We start from the raw sequence: 26,162 nt of genomic DNA, 5'->3' as shown, positions 1-26,162 counted from the left end.
TCAGCCGATCCTCTTTCGGGTGCTGCGTGCGGCGAGCACGAACATGATGCCGCCGATCGTCAGCATCACGAAAATGGCCTTCCCGAACATCGGCCAGATGTCGCCGGCCAGGAACACCGTCTGCAGGCTGGGGATCAGGTAACGCGCCGGCACGATGAAGGTGATCCACTGGATGACTTGAGGCATCGAGTTGATCTCGAACAGGAAGCCCGAGAGCAGGAAGGCCGGCAGGAAGGCTGATATCAGCGCCAGTTGCGAGGCGAGAAACTGGTTCCTCGTCGCTGTCGAGATTAGCAGGCCCTGGCCGAGCGCCGGGATCAGGAAAGCGGCCGACAAGGCGTAAAGGGCGGCGACGGAGCCACGAAACGGCACGCCGAAGAGAAAGACCGACAGCAGCACGCAGAGCGTCATCGAGGTGAGGCCGAGCAGGAAATAGGGCAGGATCTTGCCGGCGAGCAGTTCGACCGCCGTCACCGGCGTCGCCATCATCGCCTCCATCGTGCCGCGCTCCCATTCTCGGGCGACGACGAGCGAGGTAAGCAGCGTGCCGACAAGCGTCATGACGATAGCGATCGAGCCCGGCACGAGGAAATTGCGGCTGGTGAGTTCCGGGTTGAACCAGAAGCGCTGCTCGACCGCGATGGCGGGATTGCGGGAGGCGACATCCGCCTGTCTCTGCTGCTCCCAGTTGGCGACCGCGCCCTGCGCATAATTCTGCACGAAATTCGCCGTGTTCGGGTCGGAGCCGTCGACGATCACCTGGATCGAGGGACGGTTGCCGGCGGTATAGCGCGTGGTGAACTCGGCCGGAATGATGACGATGCCGCGTACCTTGCCGATCACGAGATCTTCCTCGAACAGGCGCCGGTCACGGCCGATCACCACATCGAAATAGCGCGAGGCCTGGAAACTGGCCGACAGATCCTGCGTCAGCGGCGTCATCGCCTCGGTCACCAGGCCGATGCGGGTGCGGCTGGTATCGAGCGAGACGCCGTAGCCGAAGAGAAAGAGCAGGATGAGCGGCAGCACGAAGGCAATGAGAATGCTGCTCGGATCGCGGATCGCCTGAAAGCTCTCCTTGCGCACGAGGGCAAACAAACGCCGTCGCCGGCCGGAAGACGCGCTCATGCGGCATCCTCCGCTTCCGATTGTTGTACCAGTGCGATGAAGGCGTCCTCCATCGTCGGGTCCGGCTGCTCCTTGGTCGCCACGCGGGCCTTCAACTCATCGGGGGAACCGAGCGCGATCGAGCGGCCGCGATAGATCAGCGAGATGCGGTCGCAATATTCCGCCTCATCCATGAAATGGGTGGTAACGAGCACGGTGACGCCCTTTTCTACCAGCGCGTTGATATGCGTCCAGAATTCGCGCCGGGTGATCGGATCGACGCCTGAGGTCGGTTCGTCCAGGAAGAGGGCGCGCGGCTCGTGCATGACGGCGCAGGCAAGCGCCAGGCGTTGTTTGAGGCCGAGCGGCAGGTCCTTGGCGGGTTCACGGGCGTGGCGTCCGAAATCGAAAATGCTCACCATCAGCTCGATGCGATCGCGCTTGCGCTGCCCGCGAAGGCCATAGACGCCGGCGAAGAATTCGAGGTTCTGCATGACTGTGAGATCGCCGTAGAGCGAGAATTTCTGCGCCATGTAGCCGAGCTGGTTACGGGCTTCGGCGGCATCGCGGCGGAGATCGAAACCGGCGACGCGGCCTTCGCCTGCTGTCGGCTTCAACAGCCCGCAGAGCATCTTGAAGGTGGTGGATTTGCCGGCGCCGTTCGGGCCGAGCAGGCCGAAGATTTCGCCGCGGCTTATATCGAAGCTGATGTCGTCTGCGGCGGTAAAATCGCCGAAGCGCTTGGTCAGGCCCTTGGCCTCGATCACCGGCCGGTCGCCCTCGGCCTTCAGCGGCTCTTGCGCTTCGGCAAGCCTGGATCGACCGCCGGGGCCGCCGCCCAGCATGTCGACAAAGGCATCCTCGAAGCGGGGCGGCGCAGGGGCCAGCGATGCACCGTCGCCGGCCTTGCCGATATCGGGCTTTTTGTCCTTGCCGGCCACCAGACGGATCGCCTCACCCTGGATGACGCCGTCGATGACACCATCGGCCTGCAGGAGTTCGGCGAGCACCTGCCGGCGCCGTCCGGCGACACCGGAGACCCGGAAGACGCGGTCGTTGACACGCTCGGTCATCTCCTGCGGTTTTCCCGAGAAAAGCAGTTTCCCCTGGTTCAGCAGCAGCACATGGTCGCAGGCTTCGGCCTCGTCCAGATAGGCGGTCGACCAGAGCACGCCAATGCCTTCCTTCGTCAGGTTTTCCACCATCTTCCAGAGGTCGCGGCGCGAGATCGGGTCGACGCCGACACCCGGCTCGTCGAGCAGCAGCAGACGCGGCTTTTTCAGCAGCGCGCAGGCAAGGCCGAGCTTCTGTTTCATGCCGCCGGAGAGTTTGCCGGCGAGCCGGCCGGTGAAGCGCTTGAGGTCGGTGAATGTCAGTAGCTCCTCGAAAGCGCCGGCGCGTTCGCTCTTCGGCAGGCCGCGCAGATCGGCATAGAGGTCGAGGTTCTCCTGCACCGAGAGGTCCTCATAGAGGCCGAAACGTTGCGGCATGTAGCCGATCGCCGCCTGGATGCCGGCGGCATTCTTCCTCGTGTCGAAGCCCAGAACCTCGACCGTTCCGGCGTCTGGCAGCATCAGGCCGGTCATCAGGCGGATGAGTGTCGTCTTGCCGGCGCCGTCAGGACCGACGAGGCCGGTGATGGCGCCGCCGCCGATCGCCCCGGAGACTGCGTCGAGGGCTGCGGCCGCGTCGCCGAAGCGCTTGGTGACGCCGTCGATCCGGACGAGCGGCTCGTCGCCCCGATGGGTTTGAGCGGCGGTCATCGTCCGTCTGCCGCAGGCGTCGAAAGCCGCACGGTGACCGGCATGCCCTGGCGCAGATCCGGGCCGGGTTTGTCGATGACGATCCTGAGGCGATAGACGAGGTCGGTCCTCAGCTCCGGCGTCTCCACCGATTTCGGGGTGAATTCGGCGACCGGCGAGATGAAGCCGATCGTGCCTTCATAGGGCTTGTCGGGTGCCGTATCGGAGGTGACGGAAACCTTCATGCCGGGGTGGATTCGCCCGAGATCGGGCTCGGCGACATAACTGCGCACCCAGACGGGCTCGGTCAGGGACAAGACGAAGACGGTATCGGCCGGCGAGACGATCGCGCCGTTCTCCCGCACACGCGAGAGGATGACGCCGTCGTTCGGGGCGCGCAATTCGGTATCGGCGAGCGAGGTGCGGGCCGAGGCGAGCGTCGCCTCCGCCGCCTTTACTTGCGCATCGGCTGCGGCGATATCCTCGACGCGAGAACCCTCCTGCAGCAGCTTCAGCGCCTCGTTGGCGGACTGGGAGCGGGCGGCGGCCATTGCCTTCGCGGCGGTCGCCTGGTCGAGGCTTGCCTCGGAAATCGTGCCCTGGGGGCGAAGCTGGCGGGCTCGGTCGTAGGCAAGGTTGGCATTTTCGAGATCGGCGAGGCTTTCATCATAAGCGGCGCGCGCTTGGGCGATCTCAGTCGGGCGCGGGCCTGCCTTCAGCTTGTCGAGCGTTGCCCGAAGGGCCGCGGCATTGGCCTCGCCGGAGCGGACGGCGAAGTCATAGGGCGCGGCGTCGAGCTTCGCCAAAACCGTTCCGCTCTTGACGACATCGCCCTCGTCGACGCGGAGTTCGGAGAGGCGTCCGCTGACCCGGAAGCCGAGCGAGACTTGGCGAATATCCACATTGCCGTACAGGACGAATTCGCGGCGAGCCTCGGGCAGCCAGCCGAGCTTTTCGGGCAGGCCGTACCACCAGGCAGCGCCTGCCGCAACGAGGAGAAGCAGGGCGAGGGGGAGGAGACGTTTCATGCTGCGCCTCCTTTGGTTGACGGGCCGAGCATGTCGACCAGTTCAGCTGTAAGGCCGCGCAGGATTTCCACCTGTTTCGGGCCGACTCCGTCCCATTCCATCTGGGCAAGCACGGCGGCATGGGTGACGCGAAAGACGAGGATGCCGCCAATAAGGGTGAAGGTGCGCAGGCGTACATGCTCCGAGGCGGGATCTTCACCCAGAATGGCGCCGATCAGCCGCCGGCCCATCTCGATCATCGGCCGCATGATGCCCTGATAAACACGGGTGAAGGCTTCGGTCGGCTCCATCTGCTCGCGGATCAGGAAGCGTGCCCAGGATTCGGATTCCTTGCCGACAAAAAGCGTCACCATCGTCTGCAGAATTTCTGTGAGGAAGAGACGGGCTTGGGTTTCGCCGAGTGTTTCGCCGGCGGCATCGAGCGCCATGAGATGCGTGCCGATACGCGCCCGCATGTCGCCGACATGTGTATCGATGCGGGCCATCAGATATTCGGCGGTGGCGATGTAAAGTCCTTCCTTGCTGCCGAAATAATAGGGGATCGCCTGCAGATTGACGCCCGCGGCTTCGGTCAGCTGGCGTGTCGAGGCGCCGTCAAAGCCGTAGCGCCCGAAGACGTCGAGGGCGGCGGCCAACATCTTCTGCCGCGCGGCCTCGGCGCGGGCGGATGCTGGCGGGGTTTGGCTGTCGTGTTCTTGGTTCATGATATTTTATAACGCAGGTCACCAAATAAGTCAATCGATTGATATATTTTTCGGGGAAAGGCTTTAGCTGTGGGCTTTTCACTCAGGCTCGTCGGCCAAAAAAGCAAAGAGGCCCGTGGCGAACGGAACTTTGAGGGTTTCAGGGTGGGAAACCAAGCCTCGGGGTTGGCTGCTAACAGGTAGCCACCCATTGTCGCTAATTTTCGCGACACTAATATGTCTGCCCTCAAACGCAGGGGCGAAAACTCCGCCGATTTTTTCTATTTCCGCGGTCATTTTTTGACACAAAACTGCCTTGCTCTTTCCGTATCGGCGATGAGATGCGTATTCAAATTTATATTATTGCGCTGCTCTTGAGCGCCATCATGTGGTCGATCTCGTTCGATGCGGCGCGCGAATCCTATCACGCCGCGCAGAGTGCGGGATTGATGCCGAACCTGCATATCAACAAGAAGCTGGATCGCGTTCTTTAAGATTGCGATCAGCGTCCATCGGCACTCCGCCGATCTCGCCTTGGCGAGAGCCGTGGAAGCGTTTTCCGGTCTGGCCAGAGACGATCGGGAGAGAAAATCAAATTTCGTAAAATTTGACCGATCCGCTTAAAAGCCCTGCAAATACTGATGTGTAGAGTGGTCTCATGAAAGCGACCGGAGCGTGGACAGACGCGTCGATCGTTTGGAGAGGGGCGAAGCAGCGCCCGCCAATCCGCAAACGGGGACTTCGACATGCACAAGATTCTTGCCGCCATCGCTTTGACTCTGACCATCGCGGCCGCGGCCGGGCCGGCGCTTGCCATCGGCCCCGCCAGCCTTGGCCGCGACCTGATGTACACCTCCGCCATCGGCCATTCGTCCGAAATTCCGCTGACGACGCGCGCCGGTTTCGTGCGCCCGGGAATGCCGTTCGTTCTGCGCAGCCCCGCGACGGTCGAAGGTGAAAACTATCGGCTCAAAACCTATTCGCAGAGCCTGACCGTTGTCGTCGACTACGTGTTTTCGACGGCCGTAGACATCGTAGAGGCGGTGACCATTCTCCGCTGACATCCTGATGCATGTCGGCCGGAAGCGCGTAGCGGTTCCGGGATAACGACAGGCATAAGAACCACGAGCTAAAACGCGCTTGAACCACGTGTCACGCGACGGCTTGAGACCGGCCGCAGCTAGAGTATTTCCGTTCTTCTTCGAATCACGAAAATGCCCTATCTCTTTGTTTTCACGCAATTCCGGACGCAAAACCGTTACGCACTTTTGCTGGAATTGCTCTAGTTCGGCAAATGAGTTAGGCGTCGAGTTCGCCGCGCATGTCGAGATACCAGTCGACGAAGGCTTTGACGCCGACATCCAAAGTCGTATCCGGCTTGTAACCCGTCAGCGCCACCAGCAGATCCGGGGCTGCGAAGGTGCGCGGCACGTCACCCTTCTGCATCGCCAGCATCTTGCGGATGGCCGGACGGCCGAGCGCTTTTTCCACCGTCTCGACGAAATCCATCAGGCTGACCGGCTGGCCGCCGCCAATATTGACGACCCGAAAAGGCGCCTGGCGCGAGAGCGTTTCGACAGCCACGTTGTCCAGGCGGTTATCTTCGCCAGGGGCGATTGCCGACAGCCTGACGATCCCCTCAACGAGATCGTCAATATAGGTGAAGTCACGGCTCATATTGCCTTCGCCGTAGATCTCGATCGGCTGGCCTTCGAGCATGTTCTTGGTGAATTTGAACAGCGCCATGTCGGGCCGGCCCCATGGGCCGTAAACGGTGAAGAAGCGAAAGGCCGTGGTCGGAATCTTGTGCAGATGAGCATAACTATGCGCCATCAACTCCATCGACTTCTTCGTCGCGGCATAGATGGTCAGCGGCTCGTCGGCGCGGTCGGTCTCGTGAAAGGGCACGGTTGCATTGGCGCCGTAGATCGATGATGTCGAGGCCAGCATCAGGTGACGGATTTCGACGCGCCGGGCGATTTCCATGATGTTCCACGAGCCTTCGACGTTCGATCGAAGATAGGCCTCCGGATTTTCCAGGCTGTATCGCACGCCGGCCTGGGCGGCAAGATGGATCAGGATGTCGGGCTTGGCCGCCACAACAGCCGCTTCCAGCGCTGGCCGGTCCTCGAGCATTGCTATGACCGGCTTGAAGGCCGGAAACTGGGAGAGGGCCGCATGACGCATCTCCTTGAGCTTGACGTTGTAATAGGGAGTGAGGCCGTCGAAACCTGTGACCTCGTGCCCTTCCTGCAGCAGGCGCCTGGCCAGATGAAAACCGATAAAGCCGGCTGTGCCTGTAATGAAGTAGCGCATTCCCATCTTTCTCGACTCCTGCCGACGGCAAAGAGCCGACTCCGTATCACGTGACCCCACTTACAAGATAAGAAGAGGCCGAGTCGATAGGTCTTTGACAGAGAAGGCGGCGGCCGTCATTGCCGCGGTCGTCGGCCTATCCCTTCACCGCCCGCCGGGTGGCCGAAGCCGTCTATATGGTTTGCGGGTCAGCCGCAGCCACCGGCTGTTATGCTGCATTGCGGCATGGCCGCCTGCATGTTATGGCCGGCGGGTCGTCTGCAAGCAGGTCGGAATCGATGAGAGAGATTGTTTATTGGATTCTCTGCGCGTTTCTGACCGTTGCCATCGCGATCGTGTCCTTGCGCTATGTCACGAACTTCTGGCTGCTGTCCTTTCTCTACAGCTTTCAGGTTCATTTCGGCGTCCTCTTTGCTGCCGCCAGCCTTGTCATCCTGGCTGTCAGGCGACAGATTTACGGCTTCGTCCTGCTGTTTGTCTCGCTTCTTCTCATCGCTCACGGCGTCATCATGCTGCGCGAGTTTTCGGGGGACGACAGAGGTACAGACAGGCTACCGCTTTTTCGTCTGATGTCGTTCAACATCGCAATCGACAACTGGACGAACTCGACTGCCATCACAAACATGGTGATCGCGTCGAATGCCGATGTCGTCAATTTGCTCGAAGCCAAGCCGCTGACCTTCCATCTGCAGCAATTGTTCAAGGCCTATCCCTATCATATCGGCTGCGACACCGGGAAGGATACGTGCGATACGCTGGTGCTGTCCAAACGCCCGTTCGTCAGCCGGCAGGTCGCAAGCATGGGCAGTCTGCGAAAAAACAGGCTGGTCATATCCAGCGTCGACTTCGGCGGCGAAACCATCAATCTGGTCTCGGCGCATCTGAGCAAGCCATACTTCGACGATTTCCAGATGGCTGAACTGGAAGATCTCGCCAAAGCGCTTGGTTCGATCGACGGCCCTGTAGTGCTGTCAGGGGATTTCAACTCATCGTCGATCGCCCCGAGCATCCAGGCTTTCCTGCGTAAACAGGGATTGAAGACGGTTGCGCCTGAACCGGCGACATGGCCGATAGCTGCCGGCTCATTGGGGATCGCCATCGATCACGTATTTGCGCGCCCCCCGCTTCATCTGATATCGCTCAGACGTCTAGATGACAATCTTGGCTCGAACCATTCCGGTCTGATCGCCGAATTCGTTCTCGACAGGAACGGTGAGACTTCACCGGCAAAATAAGCCTGCCGGTCAAAGTCAAAATCTCGTCCTGCCGCCCTTCTTGTCGATCATCTGAAATTTCTCGCCGTCGGTCTTTATGTTGACGCAGTCGGTCGACTTGTTGGGAAACCGGACGCACACTTGGCCATTGGTTATTAAATAGCCATTGGCGTTGCCCTGGCGATATTCGTAACCGTTGCTGCTTTCTTTCAGTTCCGACGTGCCCGGCAGGTGCTCGCGGATTTCAGCCTCGCTTGCGGTTCGCATCTTTCCGGTTTCGGCAAACGCCATTCCCGGGGCCATGATTGAAAGAAATCCGGCGAGGGCGGGCAAGATGCGCATCAGTGGATATCTCCGGTCATGTCTTCGGTACGTGCATTCTACGAGAGTTCCGATAGCGAACTCAACAGCGATCGCACCGGAAAGGTGACGCACCGTCTAGGCCTCGCCGCTGGTTCGGTTAGGATCTTACGTTCTTCCGAACTCATCGACAATGCGGATGATGTCGTCCTCGCCGAGATAGGAGCCCGTCTGCACCTCGATCAGTTCAAGGAGAATCTTGCCGGGGTTGGCGAGACGATGGACTTCGCCGAGCGGGATATAGACGCTCTCGTTCTCGCGCAGCATCCGCACGCTCTCTCCGACCGTCACCTCGGCCGTTCCCTTGACGACGACCCAGTGTTCGGAGCGATGGTGGTGTTTTTGCAGCGAAAGCTTCTTGCCGGGCGTGACGAAGATGCGCTTCACCTGAAAACGGTCGCCGTTGAAGATGGACGTATAGCCGCCCCAGGGGCGGTAGGATGTCGGGTGGGTTTCAGCGAATTTGGCGGTGGCGGAAGAAGAGGCCAGCATCTTGACCAACTGCCCGACATTCTGGCTGTCTTTAAGCGGTCCCACGTAGACCGCGTCTTCGCTGGCGATGACGGCCACATCCTCCATACCCTGGACGGCAAGATGCACGCCATGCGTCATGACGAGGGAGTTACGGGTGTTGACGACGGTCGTGTTTGCAGCGGCGACGTTACCATTGTCGTCGCGTGCGCCTGATTTCCAGACCGCATCCCAGCTTCCCATGTCCGACCATTTGAACGGCGATGGGACGACCGCGGCTTTCGAGGTCTTTTCCATGATCGCGTAATCGATGGAGATATCGGGGCTCTTGGCGAAATGATCGGCGTCGAGGCGGGTGAAGTCGAGGTCGCGGCTGGCCTTCGAAACGGCCTTGCTTGCCGCCTTCAGCACGTCGGGCGCATATTCCTGCAGTTCGGCAAGGAGTTCGGTCACCGGAAACATGAAGATGCCGGAATTCCAGTAAAAGCCGCCGTCGGCGAGCATGCGCTCGGCGTCTTTCAAGGCCGGTTTCTCCACGAAGCGGCTGACCTTGTGGGCGCCGTTCTTGAGTGCATCGCCGATCTCGATATATCCGTAACCGGTTGCCGGCTCGGTGGGGTTGATGCCGAAGGTGACCAGCTTGCCATCGGCCGCAGCATCGCGGGCGATGCGGATGCAATCGAAATAGCTCTTGTCGGCGAGGATCTCGTGATCCGAGGCGAGCATCTGGATGATGGCGTTCTTGCCGAAGAGTTCGGCGGCAAGTGTGGCGGCGGCGGCCACCGCTGCGGCGGTGTTGCGGGCGACCGGCTCGAGCAGCACCGCGGCAAGCGGGACGCCCAGCGCGCGGGCCTGTTCGGCGACTAGGAAGCGGAATTCCTCATTGGTGACGACGATCGGGGCTTCATAGAGCTCCGGGTTGGAAACGCGTGCGAGGGTTTCCTGAAACAGCGTCTTGTCGCCAACGAACTGGATGAACTGTTTTGGTGCGGTGGCACGGGAAAGCGGCCAGAGCCGAGTGCCTTTGCCGCCGGCCATGATCACGGGAACGATTTTCTGCGTCATAGGCGGGTTCCTTGAAGAAAGTTTGTTCGTGGCATGCTGGCGGGCGTCTGCCCAGTCCGTTATTGTCTTGAGCCCTGTCTTCAGCAGATCCAGGGCTGCGGTTTCGCTTCCGGCTTCCACGTAGCAGCGCATCTCAGGCGCATTGCCGGAGGGCCGGAAATGAATGATCCTGCCGTCCTTCAGCGTCACGCGAAGTCCGTCGATGTCGGATTTCGTCGCCAGCTCCCCGATCGGCTGCAGGAAAGCGACGAGATTTTCATCGGAGGCGCGAAGATATTCCATCAGTGCCGCGCTCGTCTCAACCGGAAAATTCTCCAGGCGATCGGCGGCGGCAAAGGGCAGGCGATAGGAGGCGGCAACGGCAGATAGCGGCTGTCTGCGAACGGCGGCGAGCGACAAGATCGCCAGTATCGGCACGAAACAATCGCGCGTCGGCAGGGCGCGCACGACTCTGCCATTGATATCGAAAGGGGTTGCGGTCAGCAGTCCGCCATTGGCCTCAAAGCCCATGACATGATCCGCGCCGGCGGCCACGGCCTCTTCCATGCCTGCAATGACGAAGGGCGAGCCGACGCGGGTGCGCTTGACGGCGAAGGAGCCCGCAGCCTCAATGCCGGAATTGGAGGTCACCGGTGTCACCGCCGTGCCGGCGCCGAGAAAATTGGCTGCGACAAGGCCGAGGAGGTCACCGCGTAGCGGCGTGCCGGTTTCGTCTGCCACCAGCGGGCGGTCGCCGTCGCCATCGGTCGAGACGATCGCATCCAACGTGTGCTTGGACGCCCAGCGCTTCATCAATGTGACCGTCTCGTCGGAAACAGCTTCGGTGTCGACGGGAATGAAACTCTCCGAACGCCCGAGAGCGATGATTTCGGCGCCGTAATGGGCGAGAACCTCGACCAGCAGGTCGCGGGCGACGGTGCTGTGCTGGTAGACGCCGATCTTCAGGCCGGAGAGCGCGCCCTGCGGAAGCAGGCCGGCATTGCGTTCGAAAAACAGTTGACGGCAGATCGCCTCATGATCTTCGGTCTTGGCCGGCGCCTCCGCAACGGCCTCGCCGGTTCGTTCGATCTCGGCCGCTCGTGCGGTGATATCAGCTTCGTCCGATTTGTCGATCTCGCCGTCGGGGCGATAGAACTTGATGCCGTTGCGGTCTGCGGGAATATGCGAGCCGGTAACCATCAGGCATGCGGCGTTGCTCTCGAGGCCATAGAGGGCAAGGGCGGGTGTCGGGACATTGCCGCAGTCCAATACCCGGAAGCCGAGCGCGGCGAGTGCGCCGGCGCAATTTCCCGAGATATCGGGACTCGAATCGCGAAAATCGCGGCCGACCAGAATGGCGTCGCCGGCCTGTGCCTTGCCGGTCTGCAGCAGATATTTGCCGAACGCCGTCGCATAAAGCGCAGAGGCGCGTCCCTTGAGATCCACTGAAAGCCCGCGAAGACCGCTCGTGCCGAATTTCATTTGAAGACATGTCTCCAGTTTATCATCAAAGTTCTACTCAGGCCGCCTGCCGGCGTAAATACCAAAGCCGTCATATAGTTAAACACGGACGACCGTGTCTCGGACAGCCTCTTGTCATCTTCTCCAGTCGATTCCGAAGTCGTCGACCCATTGCCGCGCCGACAGGCATTGCAGCGTAGATCGATTTTGTTAGAACCGTGTGTCCGTTGTTTCGTCATATGCGAAGGGTTTGCTGGATGAGCGATACATCAGTCAGTCTCGAAGAGAGCTGGAAAGCCGCTCTGGCGGGTGAGTTCTCAAGCCCCTATATGCAGCAGCTTAAATCCTTTCTTGTCGCGCAGAAGCAGGTCGGTAAGCGGATTTTCCCCCGAGGCAGTGAATATTTCCGCGCCCTCGACCTGACGCCGATCTCCAGCGTCAAGGTCGTCATTCTCGGTCAGGATCCCTATCACGGGTTGGGGCAGGCCCACGGGCTGTGCTTCAGCGTGCGACCGGGCGTGCGCATCCCGCCCTCCCTCGTCAATATCTATAAGGAAATGCAGACGGATCTTGGCATAGCGCCGGCGCGTCACGGTTTTCTCGAACATTGGGCAAGACAGGGCGTGCTGCTGCTGAACAGCGTGCTGACGGTCGAGGAGGGCCAAGCGGCGGCTCATCAGGGCAAGGGGTGGGAGAAGTTCACCGACGCGGTCATCCGCAAAATCAACGACGAGTGCGAATCCGTCGTCTTCATGCTCTGGGGCTCCTATGCCCAGCGCAAGGCCGCCTTTGTCGATACGACGCGACATCTCGTGCTCAGGGCGCCACATCCCTCGCCGCTTTCGGCCCATAGCGGGTTTTTCGGTTGCCGGCATTTTTCGAAGGCGAATGATTTTCTGCAGTCGCGCGGGCGGTCGCCAATCGACTGGCAATTGCCGGCCGATCCCCAAGAACATCCAGTTGTGAACGCCTGTTAACGTTCGTTCACCAAAAGTAGACAATGCGTTTTGGTCTGAGGGACTGTTCCCACGGAGTTTCAGCGCGCATCTTAGCTCCATCGAAAGCCCGCCCGCCGCGGGCAAGAAAGGGGTATCACATGCTCGATCAGATCAAGGGTCTGCACCACGTCACGTCGATGGCGGAGGACGCCCGAACCAACAACCAGTTCTTCACCCACGCGCTTGGCCTGCGCCGCGTCAAGAAGACAGTGAATTTCGACGCGCCCGATGTCTATCACCTCTATTATGGTGACGAGACCGGAGCGCCCGGTTCTGTCATGACCTATTTCCCGTTCCCGAAGATGGCGCAGGGCCGTCCCGGCACCGGGGAGGTCGGCACGACGGTGTTTTCCGTTCCGCAAGGCTCGCTCGGTTTCTGGAACGATCGCTTTGCTGCGCTCAATGTCAGCGGCCTGAAGGCCGAAGAAAGCTTCGGCGAGAAGCGGCTGAACTTCTCCGGTCCCGATGGCGACGGCTTTGCGCTCGTCGAGGTCAAGGACGATGCCCGCCAGCCCTGGACGCATGGCGGCATCAGCGAAGATCACGCCATTCGTGGCTTCCACTCCGTCGCCATGCGGCTGCGGGACGAGGGCGCCACCGCCGAGCTCCTGAAATTCATGGGCTATGAGCTCGGCGAGCAAAGGGACGGCGTCAAGCGGCTGATCAAGCCCGAAGGCAACGGCGCACATCTCATCGATCTTGAGACGATGCCCAACATTGCCCGCGCGCTTCCCGGCGCCGGCTCCGTCCATCATGTTGCCTTCGCTGTCGAAAACCGCGAGAAGCAGCTCGAAGTCCGCAAGGCGCTGATGGACACCGGCTATCAGGTCACGCCGGTGATCGACCGCGATTATTTCTGGGCGATCTATTTCCGCACGCCGGGTGGTGTGCTGTTCGAGGTCGCGACCAATGAGCCAGGCTTTGACCACGACGAGGATACGGCCCATCTCGGCGAAGCCCTGAAGCTGCCGCAGCAGCACGCCCATCTTCGCGCGCTGCTCGAGCAGCACCTGCAGCCGCTCGAAGCGTAAGGAGTGGGCGATATGACCGAAGCTGGATATGTGCACCGGCTGCATGCCGGTGCGCCTGATAAACCCATCCTGCTGGTGCTGCACGGCACCGGTGGCGACGAGAACCAGTTTTTCGAATTCGGTCGGCGCCTGCTGCCCGAAGCGACGGTTCTCTCGCCGCGCGGCGACGTGTCAGAACATGGGGCGGCGCGGTTCTTCCGGCGCACCGCGGAAGGGGTCTACGACATGGCCGACCTCTCACGGGCGACGGAGAAGATGGCCGCCTATGTCAAGGCATTGGCTGACGAACACCAGGCTTCCCAAATTCTCGGTCTGGGTTTTTCGAATGGCGCAAACATTCTTGCAAATGTGCTGATCGAAAAGGGCATCTTCGATGCCGCCGTTCTGATGCACCCGCTCATTCCGTTTCAGCCCGAAACCCATGGAACTCTTGCGGGGAGAAAGGTGCTGGTGACGGCCGGGAAACGGGATCCGATCGCTCCCGTCCCGGTGACCGAGGCGCTGTCGGTGCATTTGAAGGATCGCGGCGCGGACGTCAGAACGGTCTGGCATCCCGGCGGCCATGAAATTGCGCCGCTCGAGATCGATGCAGTTCGCGATTTCTTCAGTGGCTATTGATGGATTGCGCCGCCGGTCGGTGGCGCTGATTTGCGGGGCCGGTGAATGCCGGTCCCGCATCCTAGCTGGAATGATAGATCATCAGGGACGGGGAGGATATTTGCCCCTGATTGCCGTCATATAAAAATTTCCCGGGGATTCCGCCATCGTCAAGCCGACGACAACGCCCTTTGGAACGCCTTCATATTCCCGCCTCTGACCGTTTGTCAGATAGACCCGTAGATGCCGGCTGTCTTCGTCGTAGGTGATCGCCTCGATAAGTTTCGAATCAACCGCAGTTTCCACTTTGCACCCCGCAGTTTTGGATCTGAGATTTCCGGTAAAGAAAGTCATTCACGCTCGCAATACGCCATCATCATGCGCCGCTGCAGTAGCGTCAAGCATGATAAGCTTAAACGTTCATTTTTTTCTACTGGCTCTCTCTATAGTTGATTTTTGCAGCTTTTTCGGAGGTGTCCCCTGTGGAAATCCCGTTGCCGAAAATTCTGTGGTCCGGAGAACTGGCGACTGACACAGCCGTTGCTGGAACGAATAATACGGCTTAACCCTGAATTAACGCTCATCTACCAAAATACAGCGCAATATTAACCGTGATTCCCTTCCAATGACGGAATACAGATTACCGTTTCTCGCAATCGTAATTTCGCTGTCGCGGGTGCGTTGCGTAAAGGGCGAGACGATGTGCCTCGGAAAGCCGATCTGCATGATTCGACGCGAGGCTGAAGTGCCCGCGGTATAGGCTTTTTCACGCCGGGTTCCGGTTACAGTTTGGATGAGGCCGTGATCACGCCAATTTCTTTTTGAACAGTGAGCCTGATACTTTTGCAAGGATGGGCAGGAAATCGAGCTTTTCCGACAACCTCGCGGGCTGTCGGACCTCATAAATGGGTTACATGTTTAACTATCTCGCGCCGTGGCGACAACAGATACCGATACTGGCCGGCAGCCGCAAAGGACGCGCTCGGCTGACGTTTGCCGAAGGCGAATTCGCTGCCGTCTATGCGATGAGCGATGTTCACGGATGTTATAAAGAGCTCGTCGAGGCGCATCGCCGCATTGAGGAGGATGCCGCGCGCATTCCGGGGCCGAAACTTATCGTCATGCTCGGCGATTATGTCGATCGCGGGCCTGATTCGAGCGCGGTGCTGGAGTTCCTGAGCAAGAACCCGCCGGCGGGATTTCAGCGTTTCGCTCTGTGCGGCAATCACGACGCGGAGCTGGTGAAGCTCTATCGCAAACCGGCGCGCATTCTTGAATGGCTCGGCTTTGCCGGGACGGAGACACTGCACTCATACGGTATCGATATCGAACACCTGCTGCAGTCGGCGGCTGGAAGCGAAATGATTACCCGCGTCATTCGCAACATGATCCCCGAGCGGCATATCCAATTCCTGGAATCGCTGCCGATCATGCTGCGGATGGGCAGGGTGGTCTTTGTCCATGCCGGCATCAAACCGGGCATCGACCTCAAGAAGCAGAAGGACAGCGACCTGATGTGGATCCGCCAACCCTTCCTGGATGACGGGCCGCAGCTTCCCGTCCTGGTGATCCACGGGCATACTCCGGCGCGAACCCCGACATTCGGTCCGCAACGGATCGGCATCGACACCGCAGTCTCGGCGACGGGCCGGCTGACCGTGCTGACGATAAAAGGAACGCGGGTCGGGCTCCTTAATTAGATCTGAAGGCGTGATGCCGACCGAACCGTTCAGGCTTTTCGGCGCGGTGCGCCAAAAACCAAAACGCCGCGGTTTTTTGCTCCGCGGCGTCAGGATGATTATCGGTTCACCAGAACCTGTCAGGCGTTTGTCGAATCCTGATAGAGATTGGTGCCGATGCCGGTATAGGCGAAGCCGTGTTTGCGGACCTCGTCGCTGCGGTAGATATTGCGCAGGTCGACCAGGACTGGAGCGCGCATCGACTGCTTCAGGCGATTGAAATCGAGCGCGCGGAACTGGTTCCATTCGGTGACGATGACAAGCGCATCCGCACCCGCGGCCGCTTCATAGGGGCCGCTCGCATATTCGATGTTCTCGATCACCTTGCGGGCGTTCTCCATGCCCTCGGGATCATAGCCGACCACTTGGGCGCCGGCGTCCTGCAGGGTCTGGATAACGGCAATCGCCGGGCTGTCGCGCATGTCGTCGGTGTTCGGCTTGAAGGTCAGGCCGAGAATCGCAATCTTCTTACCGCGAATGTCCCCGCCGACGGCCGAGATGACCTTGCGTCCCATCGCCCGCTTGCGGTTATCGTTGATCGAGATCGTCGTCTCGATCAGACGGACCGGCGCGTCGTAATCCTGAGCCGTCTTGGCAAGAGCAAGCGTATCTTTGGGGAAGCAAGAGCCGCCGTAACCCGGACCGGCATGCAGGAACTTGGCGCCGATACGGCCATCGAGGCCGATACCGCGCGACACGTCCTGGACGTTTGCGTCGACCCGCTCGCAGAGATCGGCAATCTCATTGATGAAGGTGATCTTCATCGCCAGGAACGCATTAGCCGCATATTTGATCAGTTCCGATGTGCGGCGGGTGGTGAAGACCAAGGGAGACTGGTTGAGGTAAAGCGGACGATAGACCTCGGTCATAGTTTCGCGTGCCCGGTCGTCATTCAGCCCGACGACGATACGGTCGGGACGCTTGAAATCTTCGATTGCCGCGCCTTCGCGCAGGAATTCCGGATTGGAAACAACGGCGACATCCGCCGCAGGATTGGTTTCGCGCATGATGCGCTCGACTTCGTCGCCGGTGCCGACCGGTACGGTCGACTTTGTGACGATCACGGTGAAGCCTTCCACATAGGTGGCAATCTCGCGCGCAGCCGCATAGACATAGGAAAGGTCCGCGTGGCCGTCGCCGCGCCGGGATGGCGTGCCGACCGCGATGAACACGACGTCGGCGCCACGGACGCTTTCGCCGACATCCGTCGAAAACGACAGCCGGCCGGTGCTGGTATTTTCGGCCACCAATTGTTCCAGACCCGGCTCGTAGATCGGAATGCGGCCTTCGCGAAGGGCTTCGATCTTACTCAGATCCTTGTCTACGCAGATGACGTCGTGGCCGAAATCCGCAAAGCAAACGCCTGAAACGAGGCCGACATAGCCTGATCCAATCATCGTGATGCGCATAATTCCCTCAAATCATTAGAGTAGGACATCATGCTGCGTCGCAGCATGGCGTCCGTCATACTTAATCTGGGCGAAAAGACAATATCGAAGATCGCTTTGATACCCACATCGAAAATCGAACGGCGTGCACGGCAATTCGTCGCCGGCCACCCCCTCGACAGCTAAAATCATAGGTTTGTGTGGGTAATGTGACAAGTCGAGCCGTTCGTCAGAGACGGCTCGACTTCAATTCCGGAAGGCCGATTTTAGATTTCCCATAGCCCAAATCTCTACAGCCGGTACCAGACATAGGGGTCTGTTCCCGATTGAATCTTGTCCCAGCGCAGATCGGTGTCCCGCCAGTTCTTGATGCTGCTTTGCCTGTTGTCGAGCACGAGGTCGCCCTTGTCCGTCCGAACCACCAGGACGGCATGCCCTTCACCGGAGGGCGTGTATGCCGTCGCAATCCGCAAAGCGCGCGACGACCAGCCCATCGCAATCAGCCGGCTGCGCTTGGTGAGTGCGAAATCTTCGCAGTCGCCGCTGCGGACATTGACTTTCCAGACGTCGCCGTTCAACTCGTTGTGGGGGTCGTTGCGACCGATCATCGTCCGATTCACCGTGCTGTTCACGTTCTTCAGTTGCAGCATCTGCTCATCGGTGAGCGCGACGACCGCGAGACCGTTATTGTCGCGGCATTCGGACGGGTTTTGGGCGCAGAACAATACCTGGGCGAAGGGCGGAATGATCTTGCCTTTTTCAGAGATATAGCTGACCGCCGAACCGCCATTCAGGCCGCGTGCGAAACCCGCGGGACCGGCGGCAAATGCCGAGCAGGCATTCCCTGCTGTAAAGGCCAGAGCCAGAAGTGTAACGAATGTTTTCTTCATCTCTTAAATCCCGGTTCAGGGCCACCGATTAAGATCAGGCTTGCCTTTTTTCTCGGTCAATGGCATGGCGATCTGATGATGTGCCAAGTATTGGACGCAGAACTTCTGTCCCGTTTCTGCTGCTTGGAAGGAGCATAGCCAGGTCTTGTCTCGATTGGCTTAAGCCTTTCGCGACAATTTTAAACGATGTGGAATTCTGTTACACTTTAGCACGCAAGTGTTTGATGTTCAACCTATGTTAGTACGAGTAAATTAACCGCTTCGGTTGCAATGGCTTGGGCTCCCGCCTACTCTGGTAAACGAATTCAAATGTCATCCAACCTCATCAACCGGTCGATCTTGCAAGAGGTTGTTCTCTTCGCCTTTATCGGACTGGTTATACTGACACTCATTCCGTTCGGGAGCGTCACGCCCTTTCCTTTCGCCTTCGCGGCGATCGGAATGTTTGCTCTGGCATTTATCTCGGGACTTCTGTTCGGTGAGCCGAGGCAGAGTAGATGGGTATTCGACATCGCGTTGTTTCTGCTGATCGTTCTCACGGGGTGGACGTTGATTCAGACGATCGAACTGCCGTCGCACTGGCTGGCTAATCCCGCTTGGAACGCCGCCCGTGACCTGGCGGGCGCCGATTACGCGGCGATCTCCGTCGAGCCCGCCGACACGCTTGCGTCGATCCTCTGGGTGGCGCTGCCCTTCGTCACGTTCCTAACCGGGCTTCTCTTATGCGATACTGATCGGCGCGCTAGGAAAGTGCTGGCCGGCCTCGGGCTTGCTGCGGGCGTCATTGCTGTTTTCGGCCTGCTGCAGTTTTTACTGTTTCCCAACATGCTGGTCGTCGTGGAGAAACACGCCTACCTCGACAGCCTGACGGCGGTGTTCGTCAACCGCAATACCGCGGCGACCTTCCTCGGGCTTGGAACACTGCTGATGCTGACTTTGGTCAGAGACATCGCCCGTTCCTATTCGAACCATCCGCCTGGCGAGCCCTGCCGAAACACGCTTCTCGTGAAATCGTGGATCTACATGCTGCTCTTGTGCGCATGCTTCACCGCACTGATGCTGAGCCGCTCGCGCGCCGGCATATTCGCGACCTTTGTTGCCGCTCTCATTTATTTTCCCTGGCTGGTCATGAATTGGAACGGCTCGCGGCGTTATCTGAAATCGGCGCCGGGATGGCGATCGATGCTGAAGCTCCTCGCGGCGATCGGTTTCGTCGTCGGGCTGCTGACGGTATTTGCAGGTCAGGCGATTTTGCGCGCGCAAGAGCGGCGGCTCGAGGATGATGATCGGTTCTGCATCCTGCCGGGCATATGGCGTGCCATTTCGGATCATTGGTTAACCGGGACCGGCCTCGGAACCTTCCGGACGGTATTTTCCGCCTACCGCGATCCAGCCTGCGGAATTTTCGGGATCTTCGACCGAGCGCATAATTTCTATCTCGAAGGATTTCTGGGCCTCGGGATATTGTTCCCGGTTGCGGCGATCATTGTCTTCTCAGTGCTTGCCAGAGTGTTCTGGCAGGGGCTCGCTCAAAGGCGGCGTCTCAGGCATTGCGTTCTTCTTGGCATCTCCGCAACGGTTCTGGTCGCCCTTCACGCGGCGGTCGATTTCTCCCTGCAAATACCTGGTTTTGCAGTGTTTTATTCCGCCTTCCTCAGTGCGGTTGTCGCCATAAGCCTTGGGCGCAGCAATGGAGGGGCGGATGTGGCATATGAGCGGCCGCTCACCAACTGAAATTTAAATGGATGGTTTATGAAGGTTTTTGAAAAATAGCGATTGTGCAGGTGCGAACTGTTGACTCTGAAACGCAAGAAATTTTATAGCGGGTCTAGCCTTCGGGTTGTTACGACACCAGAAAAGTTGGACTGGGTCGTTTTTCGCTTCCTCAAGGGCTTGGCGTTGCCAGCCTGCCACAGTTAGGGGAATGTTAATCGGCCTTCAGTGTTATTGATCGGGGATTGTCTTGTATTTTGCCAGATTGCGGGGCAGTAGCTTCAGGGGCGTCAACACAGGTTATTCTATGGGTTGTTCTCGTATCGTTAGTACACGCGTCGCCATTGTTGTAGCGCTAACCACTATATTAGCAAGCTGCACGTCGTTGCCAAGATCCGGACCCGATCATAAAGATGTTGATCGAGATGCGGCGGTGAAAGTGACAACGAAGGAGCGTCGCGTCGGCATCGACTACGCCCTGATCGATCTTAGCAAAAATGTTCTGCCCTATTTTACCTCTCCGCAGCCGACGTCTTTCAAGGGGTTCGGCGGTGGTCGCGGTGGGCCGCCTGAAATTCCGCTCGGTTTCGGTGACGTCGTCGAAGTCGCCATCTTTGAAGCTCAGTCCGGCGGTCTGTTCATTCCGTCCGATGCCGGCAGCCGACCTGGCAATTATATCTCGTTGCCAAGCCAGACCATTGATAGAAACGGAACGATCACAATTCCTTATGCGGGTCGTGTTCCGGCTGCCGGTCGCCTCAAGGAGACTGTGGAGCAGGATGTCGAAGATCGCCTGGCGAGCCGCGCGATCGAGCCGCAGGTGGTCATCACCACCACGACAAGCCGCTCCAGCCAAGTTGCCGTGCTCGGCGACGTCAACAATCCCCAGCGTGTCGAGATCAGCCCGGCCGGTGAGCGTGTTCTCGATGTCATTTCCGCTGCGGGCGGTTTGACGACCAACAATATCGAAACGAATGTAACGCTGCAGCGTCGCGGCAAGACGGCGACCGTCGCCTATAATACGTTGTTGAAGAACCCGGCGGAAAATATCTATGTTGCGCCTGACGATACGATCTCGATCGATCATGAGCGCCGCACCTATCTTACGCTCGGCGCCGCAGGCGTCAGCGGCCGCTTCGATTTCGAAGAGTCTAACCTGACCCTCGGAGAGGCGATCGCCAAGGCGGGCGGTTTGCGCGACGACCGTGCCGATCCGGCCCAGGTCCTGCTCTATCGCCTGGTCCCGAAGAAGACGGTTGCAGCGATGCAGGTCGACACGACGAGATTTGCGGGTGAGACGGTTCCGGTGATCGTCCGCGCGAATCTGCGGGACCCGGCAACCTTGTTTGCCGTTCAGCAATTCAAGATGGAAGACAAGGACATTATCTATATTTCCAATTCGGACTCGGTTGAATTGGTCAAGTTCCTTGACATCGTAAACTCGGTATCGTCCACTGTTTCCGGAGTAACGGACGACGCGAGGGATACCCGCAACGCGGTCCAGGATCTCGGAAATTGATTGAGATGTAGGCGGCGTTGATCGCAAGGTCGACGCCGCGCATTGTTTCTGATAGTGGATTTGATGAAGGAAGCCACTGATATGGCAAGGTTTGGTGTTTGTCGTAAGCTTGCATATGGGGGAATTGCCGTGGCGATGTTCGCCGGCATGAATTCAAGCGCTTCTGCGGCTGCTTGCCTGGGGCCGGCAAATCTCACTTCCGTTGATATCAGCGGGTTTACGGCCGATCCCGCCGTTCTGCTCGACATGTCCGATCCATTGATTTTGTCGTCGCGTGTTCGCGCTCTGGTCGGGACCAGCAATGACGCGCTGTCGCCGGTGATCGAACAGGCCAAGAAGGCCAATGCCGCGCAGATGGCGGCAATCGGCTCCGGTCTTGGACGGGCTGCGAACAGCTGCCAGGTGTCGGATCCGCAATTCAAGCTGGCGATCGAAAAGGCCGTTGCCGACGCGGCGAGTGCCGATCCCAACCTTGCGCCGCTGCTCGCAGCCTTTGCAAAGGTTCTTGCCGAAGGCGGGACCGCTGCACTCGGTCCGGGTGCCAGCGCTGCCGCTGCTGCATCGGGCATCGGCAACGACGGGCAGGTTGGCCAAACCGGCCCCGGCGCGGACGATGGCACGCCTTTTGACGGCGCCGCGACGACTGCGGGTACGCTGAAGGTTTCGAACGCCAGCGACGATTCATCTTCGAGCACCACGACGATTGTCAGCACAAATGGGGGAGGTCAATCCTCCTCCGACACGACGCAGTCGACGAGTCCGAGTGTCGCGGTCATACAATAGCTGGAATTGCCCTTAGATCTTAGCGCTTGATTTGTTGGAGATCGAAATTGCTATCGCCAGATAAACTTACGCCGCGTATCGACCCCTCCCGCGATACGGGAAACGAAGCTGACTTCATCGATTTCGACAAGCTCATCGCGATTGCCCGCCGACAGTGGCGGATGGTTGCGGCGTGCGCGTTCGCCTTCGCCATTCTCGGCGTTGTGTATGTCCTGACGTCGGTGCCTGTCTACACCGCCGACACAAGCGTGCTGATCGACCGCAGCGACAATCAGGTCATCAACCAGCTGGCGGCTTTCGGCCAGATGGACGATGACGAAGGAACTGTGCTGAGCCAGGTCGAGCTGTTGAAGTCCGACACGATCGCCTATGCTGTCGTCGACAAATTGAAACTGGTTGACGATCCGGTGTTCAACGCACAGCGGAATTCGTTGTTTTCAGTCGCAACGCTGAAGTCTTTGTTCAATTTCAAATCATGGTTTGCCGACGACGCGGCGGTCGCCCCCGATATGGAAATGAGGCGGCGGTGGGCTGCGGAAACTGTGGCCGGCAATATCGATGTCGAACGTGTCGGAAAATCCTACGTTCTCGATGTCAGCTATACCTCGCAGTCACCCGACATGGCGCGTCAGATCGCCGCAGCCATTGCCGATGTCTATCTGGTCGACAAACTCAATTCGAAATATGAGGCGACACGCCGGGCCGGCGAATGGCTGCAGGAGCGTATCGAAGAACTTCGGCAGCAGGCGCTGGACACTGACCTTGCGGTTCAGAAATTCCGCAGCGAGCATGGGCTTGTAGAGGCCGGATCCGGTACGCTGATCAGCGAGCAGCAGCTTACCGAGATCAACACGCAATTGATCAATGCCCAGGCCGAGACTGCGAAGGCCGAGGCAAAATATGCGCGCGTCAAATCGATCATCGACGCCAAGCAGACCGATGCGATCGTCACCGATGTGCTCGACAGCTCCATTTCCAACGACCTGCGCAAGAAATATCTCGAGGCTTCCAAGCTTGAGACGGAAATCGAGGCGCGGCTCGGTCCCGATCACGTCCAGGCGGTTCGGCTGCGTGCGGAGATGGAAGAATATAAGAGACTCATGTTCGATGAGTTGAACCGCATCGCCGAGAGCTATCAGAGCGAGTTGCAGGTCGCGCAGTCACGGGAAAATTCTTTGCGTGACAGCGTCACAAAGGCGACTGGCATTGCCGCGACAGCCGGTGAAACGCAGGTGCAGGTTCGAGAACTCGAGCGCACGCGCGATACCTACAAGAATCTTTATCAGAGTTTCCTGACGCGTTACCAGGAAGCCATTCAGCAGCAGAGCTTCCCGATTACCGCTGCGCGCATCATCACGATGGCGGAGACGCCGACGAAGCCGAGTGCTCCGAAGAGAGCCCTTGTCGTCGCTTTTGCGATGTTCCTCGGATGTGCGGTCGGAAGCGGCATAGGTGCGTTCCGGGAATTCCGGGATCGGTTTTTCCGGACCGGTGACGACGTCAAGGAAGTGCTGGATGTCGAATCGCTTGGCGTCATGCCGCTGGTTGACGATAACGTCGATGATCCGACGCTCGTCGATCCCAGCAATCCTCGAAGCATCGCCAGGGGTAGCAAGACTACGACCTATGTCGAGGAGCACCCGCTCTCGGCCTTTGCCGAGACGCTTCGAAGCGCCAAGATTGCGATCGACCTCAGCGCGGCCGATCAGCGCTGCAAGGTCATCGGCGTGGTATCAAGCTTGCCCGGCGAGGGGAAGTCGACGACGTCCATCAATTTTGCCAAGCTCCTGGCAATGCAGGGGGCCCGCTGCCTGCTAATCGACGGCGACATGCGCAATCCCGGTGCTACCCGGGCGATCGGCCGCCATGCCGAGGCCGGCTTGCTCGAGGCGATCGTCGATGGCCGTCCACTCAAGGATCTGATCCTTCTCGATCCCAAAACAAAGCTTGCATTTCTGCCGACGGTTGCAAGGTATCGTGTCCCGCATTCGTCGGAGTTGCTTGCATCACGCGGCATGGACCAACTTCTTGAAATAGCGCGTCAAAGCTTCGATTACATTATCGTCGACCTGCCGCCCCTGGCGCCGGTCGTCGATGCGCGCGCCATCAACTCGAAGCTCGATGCGGTGGTTTTCGTTATCGAGTGGGGAAAGACATCGCGCAAGGTCGTGCAGTCGACGCTGCTGTCCGAGCCGGAGCTCTATGCGAAATGCGTCGGCGCCATATTGACCAAGGTCGATCCGTCGCAGATGAAGCTTTACCGGACATTCGGCTCCAGTGAGTATTATTATAAGCGTTACTCGCGATACTACACTGAAAGCTGATGCTTCGCGGTCCGTTCGTTTCGGTCACACGGATTGCTTTCCTTGTCGCCACCGCCGCCTTTGCGGCGCTGGCCGGCAGAGAGCTGTACGCTTCGATTAGAACCGCCAGTATTTCGATCGTCGCTGAACGGATCGAGCGCGGCGAGACCGTCAGCGATGATATTGCAGCCAAATACGCAGCGCGGACTATCGACATTGTCGATGGACATTATTGTCGCTCCGATATTGTCGCCGCCGGTGTGACACTTGTTCTGGCGCAACTCGATCGCCAGAACGTGAACGTCGAATATGACGCCTGGGCTGCCGCGGCATCGAGCGCCCGACACTATCTGCAACATGCGTTATCCTGCATGCCGACGAACAGCAACTTTTGGCTTCGTCTCGCCGCCGTCCAATCTGTAATTGCTGAAGAGCCGCTTTCAGTTGCGGAAATGATGACGCGGTCCGTCGCTCTTGCGCCCCACGACGAGGCGATAATTCTGACCCGATTTTACTTCTGGAACGATCTTACCAATGCAACGCTTGCAGCAGCAAAGACTGCGCTCGATAGCGATCTCCTGACGATGCTGAAACTTGGCGACCGTTGCAGGGTCAACGCCACCATCAAAGAAATCAGCCCCCAACTGCGCCCGATCTTCGATCGAACCTGGACAGAGCTTGGGGACGGAGCGACAGCGCGATTCCGGCAGCGCTGCAGCAAGTAATCGTCGGTAACTCTACGGAAAACAGCTGCCGAATCAGAACGGCCGTCAGCCACGGCTTGATGGGCAGCAGCGCCCGCCGCTTGAGCGGCGGGCGTCGTCAATTGATTAGATGAATGATCAGACGCTGGCGCCCGAAACAAAATCCGTGCCTGTTATATTGAGCGTCAGCACGCCGGCATCCGTGTGACCTTCGCCGTCGGAGATCTTGTAATATTGAATTGTTTCCGTGACGTGATCGCCCGGAGCGATATCTGCCGCCAGATCATAGGTGAATGAACCGTCCGCCTTGACGTGGAACGTGCCATAGGTGCCGGCGACGTCGGTCGTTGCGCTCGGGTTGCCGTTGACGTTCGTCCCGGCGAACTGACGAAGGAATAGATGACCATTGTCGCCGGCAATGTCATTGTCCAGAGCGTTGCCGCTGATGGCGCTGCCTTCGTTGAAGCTGTAGTGGTCGTCGACTGCGATTGGCTTCACCTGGGTGACACCCTGAATGTTCAGAGTGAACAGGCCAACGTCGGTATGGCCGCTACCGTCGGAGATCTTGTAGGAGACCTTCTCCTGAAGCAACTCGCCGTTGGTGAAGTTGACCTTGGCAGCGTCGCTCAGAACATAGGTGTAGCTGCCGTCCGGCTTGACGAAGAAAGTGCCGTAGTCGCCCTGGATTTCGGTGACCTGGCTGTTGCCTTGCTTGGCGCCAACGCTCTGCTGATCGAAAGCCCGCAGGAATAGGTGGCCGTTGTCGGATGAATCGTTAGTAAGCAGATTTCCCGAAATGACGTCGGTTTCCAGAAATGTGGCAGTATCGTCGGTTGCGTGAATAGCCATTGTTGTCTCTCCATGAATTGATCTTCGCTGGCCAATTTTAACCTTAGCGACGTGTGGGATTAAGGATGTGTTAATACATCGAGTCAAGGCTAAGATTAACTGAGGATGAACATTAATCGTGCGATGTGTGCAATAATGGCACACATGCAACCGAGTTAAGGGGACGAAGCACTTGGAGCTTGGCGCATTAATAATAAGCGAATACGCGGGTATGCCGACAAC

The 26,162-nt window shown here is 58.9% G+C and carries 23 protein-coding genes and 1 pseudogene; 12 read left to right on the top strand and 12 right to left on the bottom strand.

Features of this window, described 5'->3' with window-relative positions; all coding sequences use genetic code 11:
• The 4 genes from ATY29_RS32285 to ATY29_RS32270 are packed head-to-tail and all read right to left on the bottom strand — an operon-like array spanning position 1 to position 4,581.
• Complete coding sequence (locus ATY29_RS32285) at positions 1–1,128, bottom strand: ABC transporter permease (protein ID WP_097533893.1); 1,128 nt, start codon at positions 1,126–1,128, stop codon at positions 1–3.
• Positions 1,125–2,870 (bottom strand): ATP-binding cassette domain-containing protein, encoded by a 1,746-nt coding sequence (locus tag ATY29_RS32280; protein ID WP_097533891.1) that lies wholly within the window; start codon positions 2,868–2,870, stop codon positions 1,125–1,127. The genes ATY29_RS32285 and ATY29_RS32280 overlap by 4 nt, the downstream gene beginning before the upstream one ends.
• Positions 2,867–3,877, bottom strand: coding sequence for a secretion protein HlyD (hlyD, locus tag ATY29_RS32275; protein ID WP_003565877.1), 1,011 nt, complete (start codon positions 3,875–3,877; stop codon positions 2,867–2,869). The genes ATY29_RS32280 and hlyD overlap by 4 nt, the downstream gene beginning before the upstream one ends.
• Complete coding sequence (locus ATY29_RS32270) at positions 3,874–4,581, bottom strand: CerR family C-terminal domain-containing protein (protein WP_003565874.1); 708 nt, start codon at positions 4,579–4,581, stop codon at positions 3,874–3,876. Before ATY29_RS32270 ends, hlyD begins: the two co-directional genes overlap by 4 nt.
• A gap of 320 nt (positions 4,582–4,901) precedes the next feature.
• Here ATY29_RS32270 and ATY29_RS37145 point away from each other — a divergent pair, with 320 nt between their 5' ends.
• Positions 4,902–5,054, top strand: coding sequence for a hypothetical protein (locus tag ATY29_RS37145; RefSeq protein WP_003581757.1), 153 nt, complete (start codon positions 4,902–4,904; stop codon positions 5,052–5,054).
• A gap of 252 nt (positions 5,055–5,306) precedes the next feature.
• Positions 5,307–5,621 carry a hypothetical protein gene (locus ATY29_RS32260; protein WP_097533887.1) on the top strand — a complete coding sequence of 105 codons (315 nt, stop codon included), beginning with the start codon at positions 5,307–5,309 and terminating at the stop codon, positions 5,619–5,621.
• Between the two features lie 238 nt (positions 5,622–5,859).
• Here ATY29_RS32260 and ATY29_RS32255 read toward each other — a convergent pair whose 3' ends face one another.
• A complete protein-coding gene (locus ATY29_RS32255; RefSeq protein ID WP_025416861.1) occupies positions 5,860–6,876 on the bottom strand; it encodes an NAD-dependent epimerase in 1,017 nt (338 codons plus the stop codon).
• Between the two features lie 278 nt (positions 6,877–7,154).
• Here ATY29_RS32255 and ATY29_RS32250 point away from each other — a divergent pair, with 278 nt between their 5' ends.
• Positions 7,155–8,111, top strand: coding sequence for an endonuclease/exonuclease/phosphatase family protein (locus ATY29_RS32250; RefSeq protein ID WP_097534026.1), 957 nt, complete (start codon positions 7,155–7,157; stop codon positions 8,109–8,111).
• 15 nt (positions 8,112–8,126) lie between these two features.
• Here the strand turns inward: ATY29_RS32250 and ATY29_RS32245 are convergent, their stop codons facing one another.
• The 3 genes and pseudogenes from ATY29_RS32245 to ATY29_RS37240 all read right to left on the bottom strand — a co-directional run.
• Positions 8,127–8,432, bottom strand: a complete 306-nt coding sequence (locus ATY29_RS32245) for a hypothetical protein (RefSeq protein WP_097533885.1) — start codon at positions 8,430–8,432, stop codon at positions 8,127–8,129.
• A 126-nt stretch (positions 8,433–8,558) separates the two neighbouring features.
• Positions 8,559–9,986: a mannose-1-phosphate guanylyltransferase/mannose-6-phosphate isomerase gene (locus ATY29_RS37245; RefSeq protein WP_025417616.1), complete on the bottom strand. Its 1,428-nt coding sequence runs from the start codon at positions 9,984–9,986 to the stop codon at positions 8,559–8,561.
• Between the two features lie 39 nt (positions 9,987–10,025).
• A pseudogene (locus ATY29_RS37240) lies at positions 10,026–11,447 on the bottom strand (phosphomannomutase); the annotation flags it as partial.
• A 236-nt stretch (positions 11,448–11,683) separates the two neighbouring features.
• Between ATY29_RS37240 and ung the strand changes: the two are divergent.
• The 3 genes from ung (at position 11,684) to ATY29_RS32225 (ending at position 14,073) form a co-directional block, all read left to right on the top strand.
• Complete coding sequence (gene ung / locus ATY29_RS32235; RefSeq protein ID WP_003565864.1) at positions 11,684–12,403, top strand: uracil-DNA glycosylase; 720 nt, start codon at positions 11,684–11,686, stop codon at positions 12,401–12,403.
• 119 nt (positions 12,404–12,522) lie between these two features.
• On the top strand, positions 12,523–13,455 hold the full coding sequence (locus ATY29_RS32230; RefSeq protein ID WP_003565861.1) for a VOC family protein: 933 nt from the start codon (positions 12,523–12,525) through the stop codon (positions 13,453–13,455).
• Between the two features lie 12 nt (positions 13,456–13,467).
• Entirely contained in the window at positions 13,468–14,073 is a 606-nt protein-coding gene (locus ATY29_RS32225; protein ID WP_003565859.1) for an alpha/beta hydrolase, read from the top strand.
• Between the two features lie 81 nt (positions 14,074–14,154).
• Here ATY29_RS32225 and ATY29_RS32220 read toward each other — a convergent pair whose 3' ends face one another.
• Positions 14,155–14,406 (bottom strand): KTSC domain-containing protein, encoded by a 252-nt coding sequence (locus tag ATY29_RS32220; RefSeq protein WP_003565857.1) that lies wholly within the window; start codon positions 14,404–14,406, stop codon positions 14,155–14,157.
• A gap of 551 nt (positions 14,407–14,957) precedes the next feature.
• Between ATY29_RS32220 and ATY29_RS32210 the strand changes: the two genes are divergently transcribed.
• Positions 14,958–15,752 carry a metallophosphoesterase gene (locus ATY29_RS32210; RefSeq protein ID WP_003565855.1) on the top strand — a complete coding sequence of 265 codons (795 nt, stop codon included), beginning with the start codon at positions 14,958–14,960 and terminating at the stop codon, positions 15,750–15,752.
• Positions 15,753–15,871: 119 nt separating this feature from the next.
• Here ATY29_RS32210 and ATY29_RS32205 read toward each other — a convergent pair whose 3' ends face one another.
• Together ATY29_RS32205 and ATY29_RS32200 are read right to left on the bottom strand one after the other, a co-directional pair.
• Complete coding sequence (locus ATY29_RS32205; protein WP_003565853.1) at positions 15,872–17,200, bottom strand: UDP-glucose dehydrogenase family protein; 1,329 nt, start codon at positions 17,198–17,200, stop codon at positions 15,872–15,874.
• Positions 17,201–17,469: 269 nt separating this feature from the next.
• Positions 17,470–18,069, bottom strand: a complete 600-nt coding sequence (locus ATY29_RS32200) for a transglutaminase-like cysteine peptidase (protein WP_097533883.1) — start codon at positions 18,067–18,069, stop codon at positions 17,470–17,472.
• 309 nt (positions 18,070–18,378) lie between these two features.
• Here ATY29_RS32200 and ATY29_RS32195 point away from each other — a divergent pair, with 309 nt between their 5' ends.
• The 5 genes from ATY29_RS32195 (at position 18,379) to ATY29_RS32175 (ending at position 25,112) form a co-directional block, all read left to right on the top strand.
• Entirely contained in the window at positions 18,379–19,803 is a 1,425-nt protein-coding gene (locus ATY29_RS32195; protein ID WP_097533881.1) for an O-antigen ligase family protein, read from the top strand.
• Positions 19,804–20,089: 286 nt separating this feature from the next.
• On the top strand, positions 20,090–21,301 hold the full coding sequence (locus ATY29_RS32190; protein WP_037091494.1) for an SLBB domain-containing protein: 1,212 nt from the start codon (positions 20,090–20,092) through the stop codon (positions 21,299–21,301).
• A gap of 81 nt (positions 21,302–21,382) precedes the next feature.
• Complete coding sequence (locus ATY29_RS32185; RefSeq protein WP_097533879.1) at positions 21,383–22,084, top strand: sugar transporter; 702 nt, start codon at positions 21,383–21,385, stop codon at positions 22,082–22,084.
• A gap of 47 nt (positions 22,085–22,131) precedes the next feature.
• Entirely contained in the window at positions 22,132–24,408 is a 2,277-nt protein-coding gene (locus ATY29_RS32180; protein ID WP_025416854.1) for a succinoglycan biosynthesis protein ExoP, read from the top strand.
• Entirely contained in the window at positions 24,408–25,112 is a 705-nt protein-coding gene (locus tag ATY29_RS32175) for a hypothetical protein (RefSeq protein ID WP_003565839.1), read from the top strand. The genes ATY29_RS32180 and ATY29_RS32175 overlap by 1 nt, the downstream gene beginning before the upstream one ends.
• A gap of 117 nt (positions 25,113–25,229) precedes the next feature.
• Here the strand turns inward: ATY29_RS32175 and rapA2 are convergent, their stop codons facing one another.
• The gene (rapA2, locus tag ATY29_RS32170) at positions 25,230–25,940 is read right to left on the bottom strand and encodes a calcium-binding lectin RapA2 (RefSeq protein WP_003565837.1); all 711 of its coding nucleotides are present in this window, start codon (positions 25,938–25,940) and stop codon (positions 25,230–25,232) included.
• Positions 25,941–26,162 lie beyond the last annotated feature (222 nt).

The sequence above is a fragment of the Rhizobium hidalgonense genome (genome assembly GCF_002914525.1).
GTDB lineage: Bacteria > Pseudomonadota > Alphaproteobacteria > Rhizobiales > Rhizobiaceae > Rhizobium > Rhizobium hidalgonense.
Note: the sequence above shows the minus strand (reverse complement) of the source record. Positions and strands in the feature narration are given on the sequence as shown.

Excerpts from the sequence above, each read along its gene's own strand:
- ATY29_RS32285 (WP_097533893.1), bottom strand. The coding sequence starts at position 1,128 with ATGAGCGCGTCTTCCGGCCGGCGACGGCGTTTGTTTGCCCTCGTGCGC.
- ATY29_RS32280 (WP_097533891.1), bottom strand. The coding sequence starts at position 2,870 with ATGACCGCCGCTCAAACCCATCGGGGCGACGAGCCGCTCGTCCGGATC.
- hlyD (WP_003565877.1), bottom strand. The coding sequence starts at position 3,877 with ATGAAACGTCTCCTCCCCCTCGCCCTGCTTCTCCTCGTTGCGGCAGGC.
- ATY29_RS32270 (WP_003565874.1), bottom strand. The coding sequence starts at position 4,581 with ATGAACCAAGAACACGACAGCCAAACCCCGCCAGCATCCGCCCGCGCC.
- ATY29_RS37145 (WP_003581757.1), top strand. The coding sequence starts at position 4,902 with ATGCGTATTCAAATTTATATTATTGCGCTGCTCTTGAGCGCCATCATG.
- ATY29_RS32260 (WP_097533887.1), top strand. The coding sequence starts at position 5,307 with ATGCACAAGATTCTTGCCGCCATCGCTTTGACTCTGACCATCGCGGCC.
- ATY29_RS32255 (WP_025416861.1), bottom strand. The coding sequence starts at position 6,876 with ATGCGCTACTTCATTACAGGCACAGCCGGCTTTATCGGTTTTCATCTG.
- ATY29_RS32250 (WP_097534026.1), top strand. The coding sequence starts at position 7,155 with ATGAGAGAGATTGTTTATTGGATTCTCTGCGCGTTTCTGACCGTTGCC.
- ATY29_RS32245 (WP_097533885.1), bottom strand. The coding sequence starts at position 8,432 with ATGCGCATCTTGCCCGCCCTCGCCGGATTTCTTTCAATCATGGCCCCG.
- ATY29_RS37245 (WP_025417616.1), bottom strand. The coding sequence starts at position 9,986 with ATGACGCAGAAAATCGTTCCCGTGATCATGGCCGGCGGCAAAGGCACT.
- ung (WP_003565864.1), top strand. The coding sequence starts at position 11,684 with ATGAGCGATACATCAGTCAGTCTCGAAGAGAGCTGGAAAGCCGCTCTG.
- ATY29_RS32230 (WP_003565861.1), top strand. The coding sequence starts at position 12,523 with ATGCTCGATCAGATCAAGGGTCTGCACCACGTCACGTCGATGGCGGAG.
- ATY29_RS32225 (WP_003565859.1), top strand. The coding sequence starts at position 13,468 with ATGACCGAAGCTGGATATGTGCACCGGCTGCATGCCGGTGCGCCTGAT.
- ATY29_RS32220 (WP_003565857.1), bottom strand. The coding sequence starts at position 14,406 with ATGACTTTCTTTACCGGAAATCTCAGATCCAAAACTGCGGGGTGCAAA.
- ATY29_RS32210 (WP_003565855.1), top strand. The coding sequence starts at position 14,958 with ATGGGTTACATGTTTAACTATCTCGCGCCGTGGCGACAACAGATACCG.
- ATY29_RS32205 (WP_003565853.1), bottom strand. The coding sequence starts at position 17,200 with ATGCGCATCACGATGATTGGATCAGGCTATGTCGGCCTCGTTTCAGGC.
- ATY29_RS32200 (WP_097533883.1), bottom strand. The coding sequence starts at position 18,069 with ATGAAGAAAACATTCGTTACACTTCTGGCTCTGGCCTTTACAGCAGGG.
- ATY29_RS32195 (WP_097533881.1), top strand. The coding sequence starts at position 18,379 with ATGTCATCCAACCTCATCAACCGGTCGATCTTGCAAGAGGTTGTTCTC.
- ATY29_RS32190 (WP_037091494.1), top strand. The coding sequence starts at position 20,090 with ATGGGTTGTTCTCGTATCGTTAGTACACGCGTCGCCATTGTTGTAGCG.
- ATY29_RS32185 (WP_097533879.1), top strand. The coding sequence starts at position 21,383 with ATGGCAAGGTTTGGTGTTTGTCGTAAGCTTGCATATGGGGGAATTGCC.
- ATY29_RS32175 (WP_003565839.1), top strand. The coding sequence starts at position 24,408 with ATGCTTCGCGGTCCGTTCGTTTCGGTCACACGGATTGCTTTCCTTGTC.
- rapA2 (WP_003565837.1), bottom strand. The coding sequence starts at position 25,940 with ATGGCTATTCACGCAACCGACGATACTGCCACATTTCTGGAAACCGAC.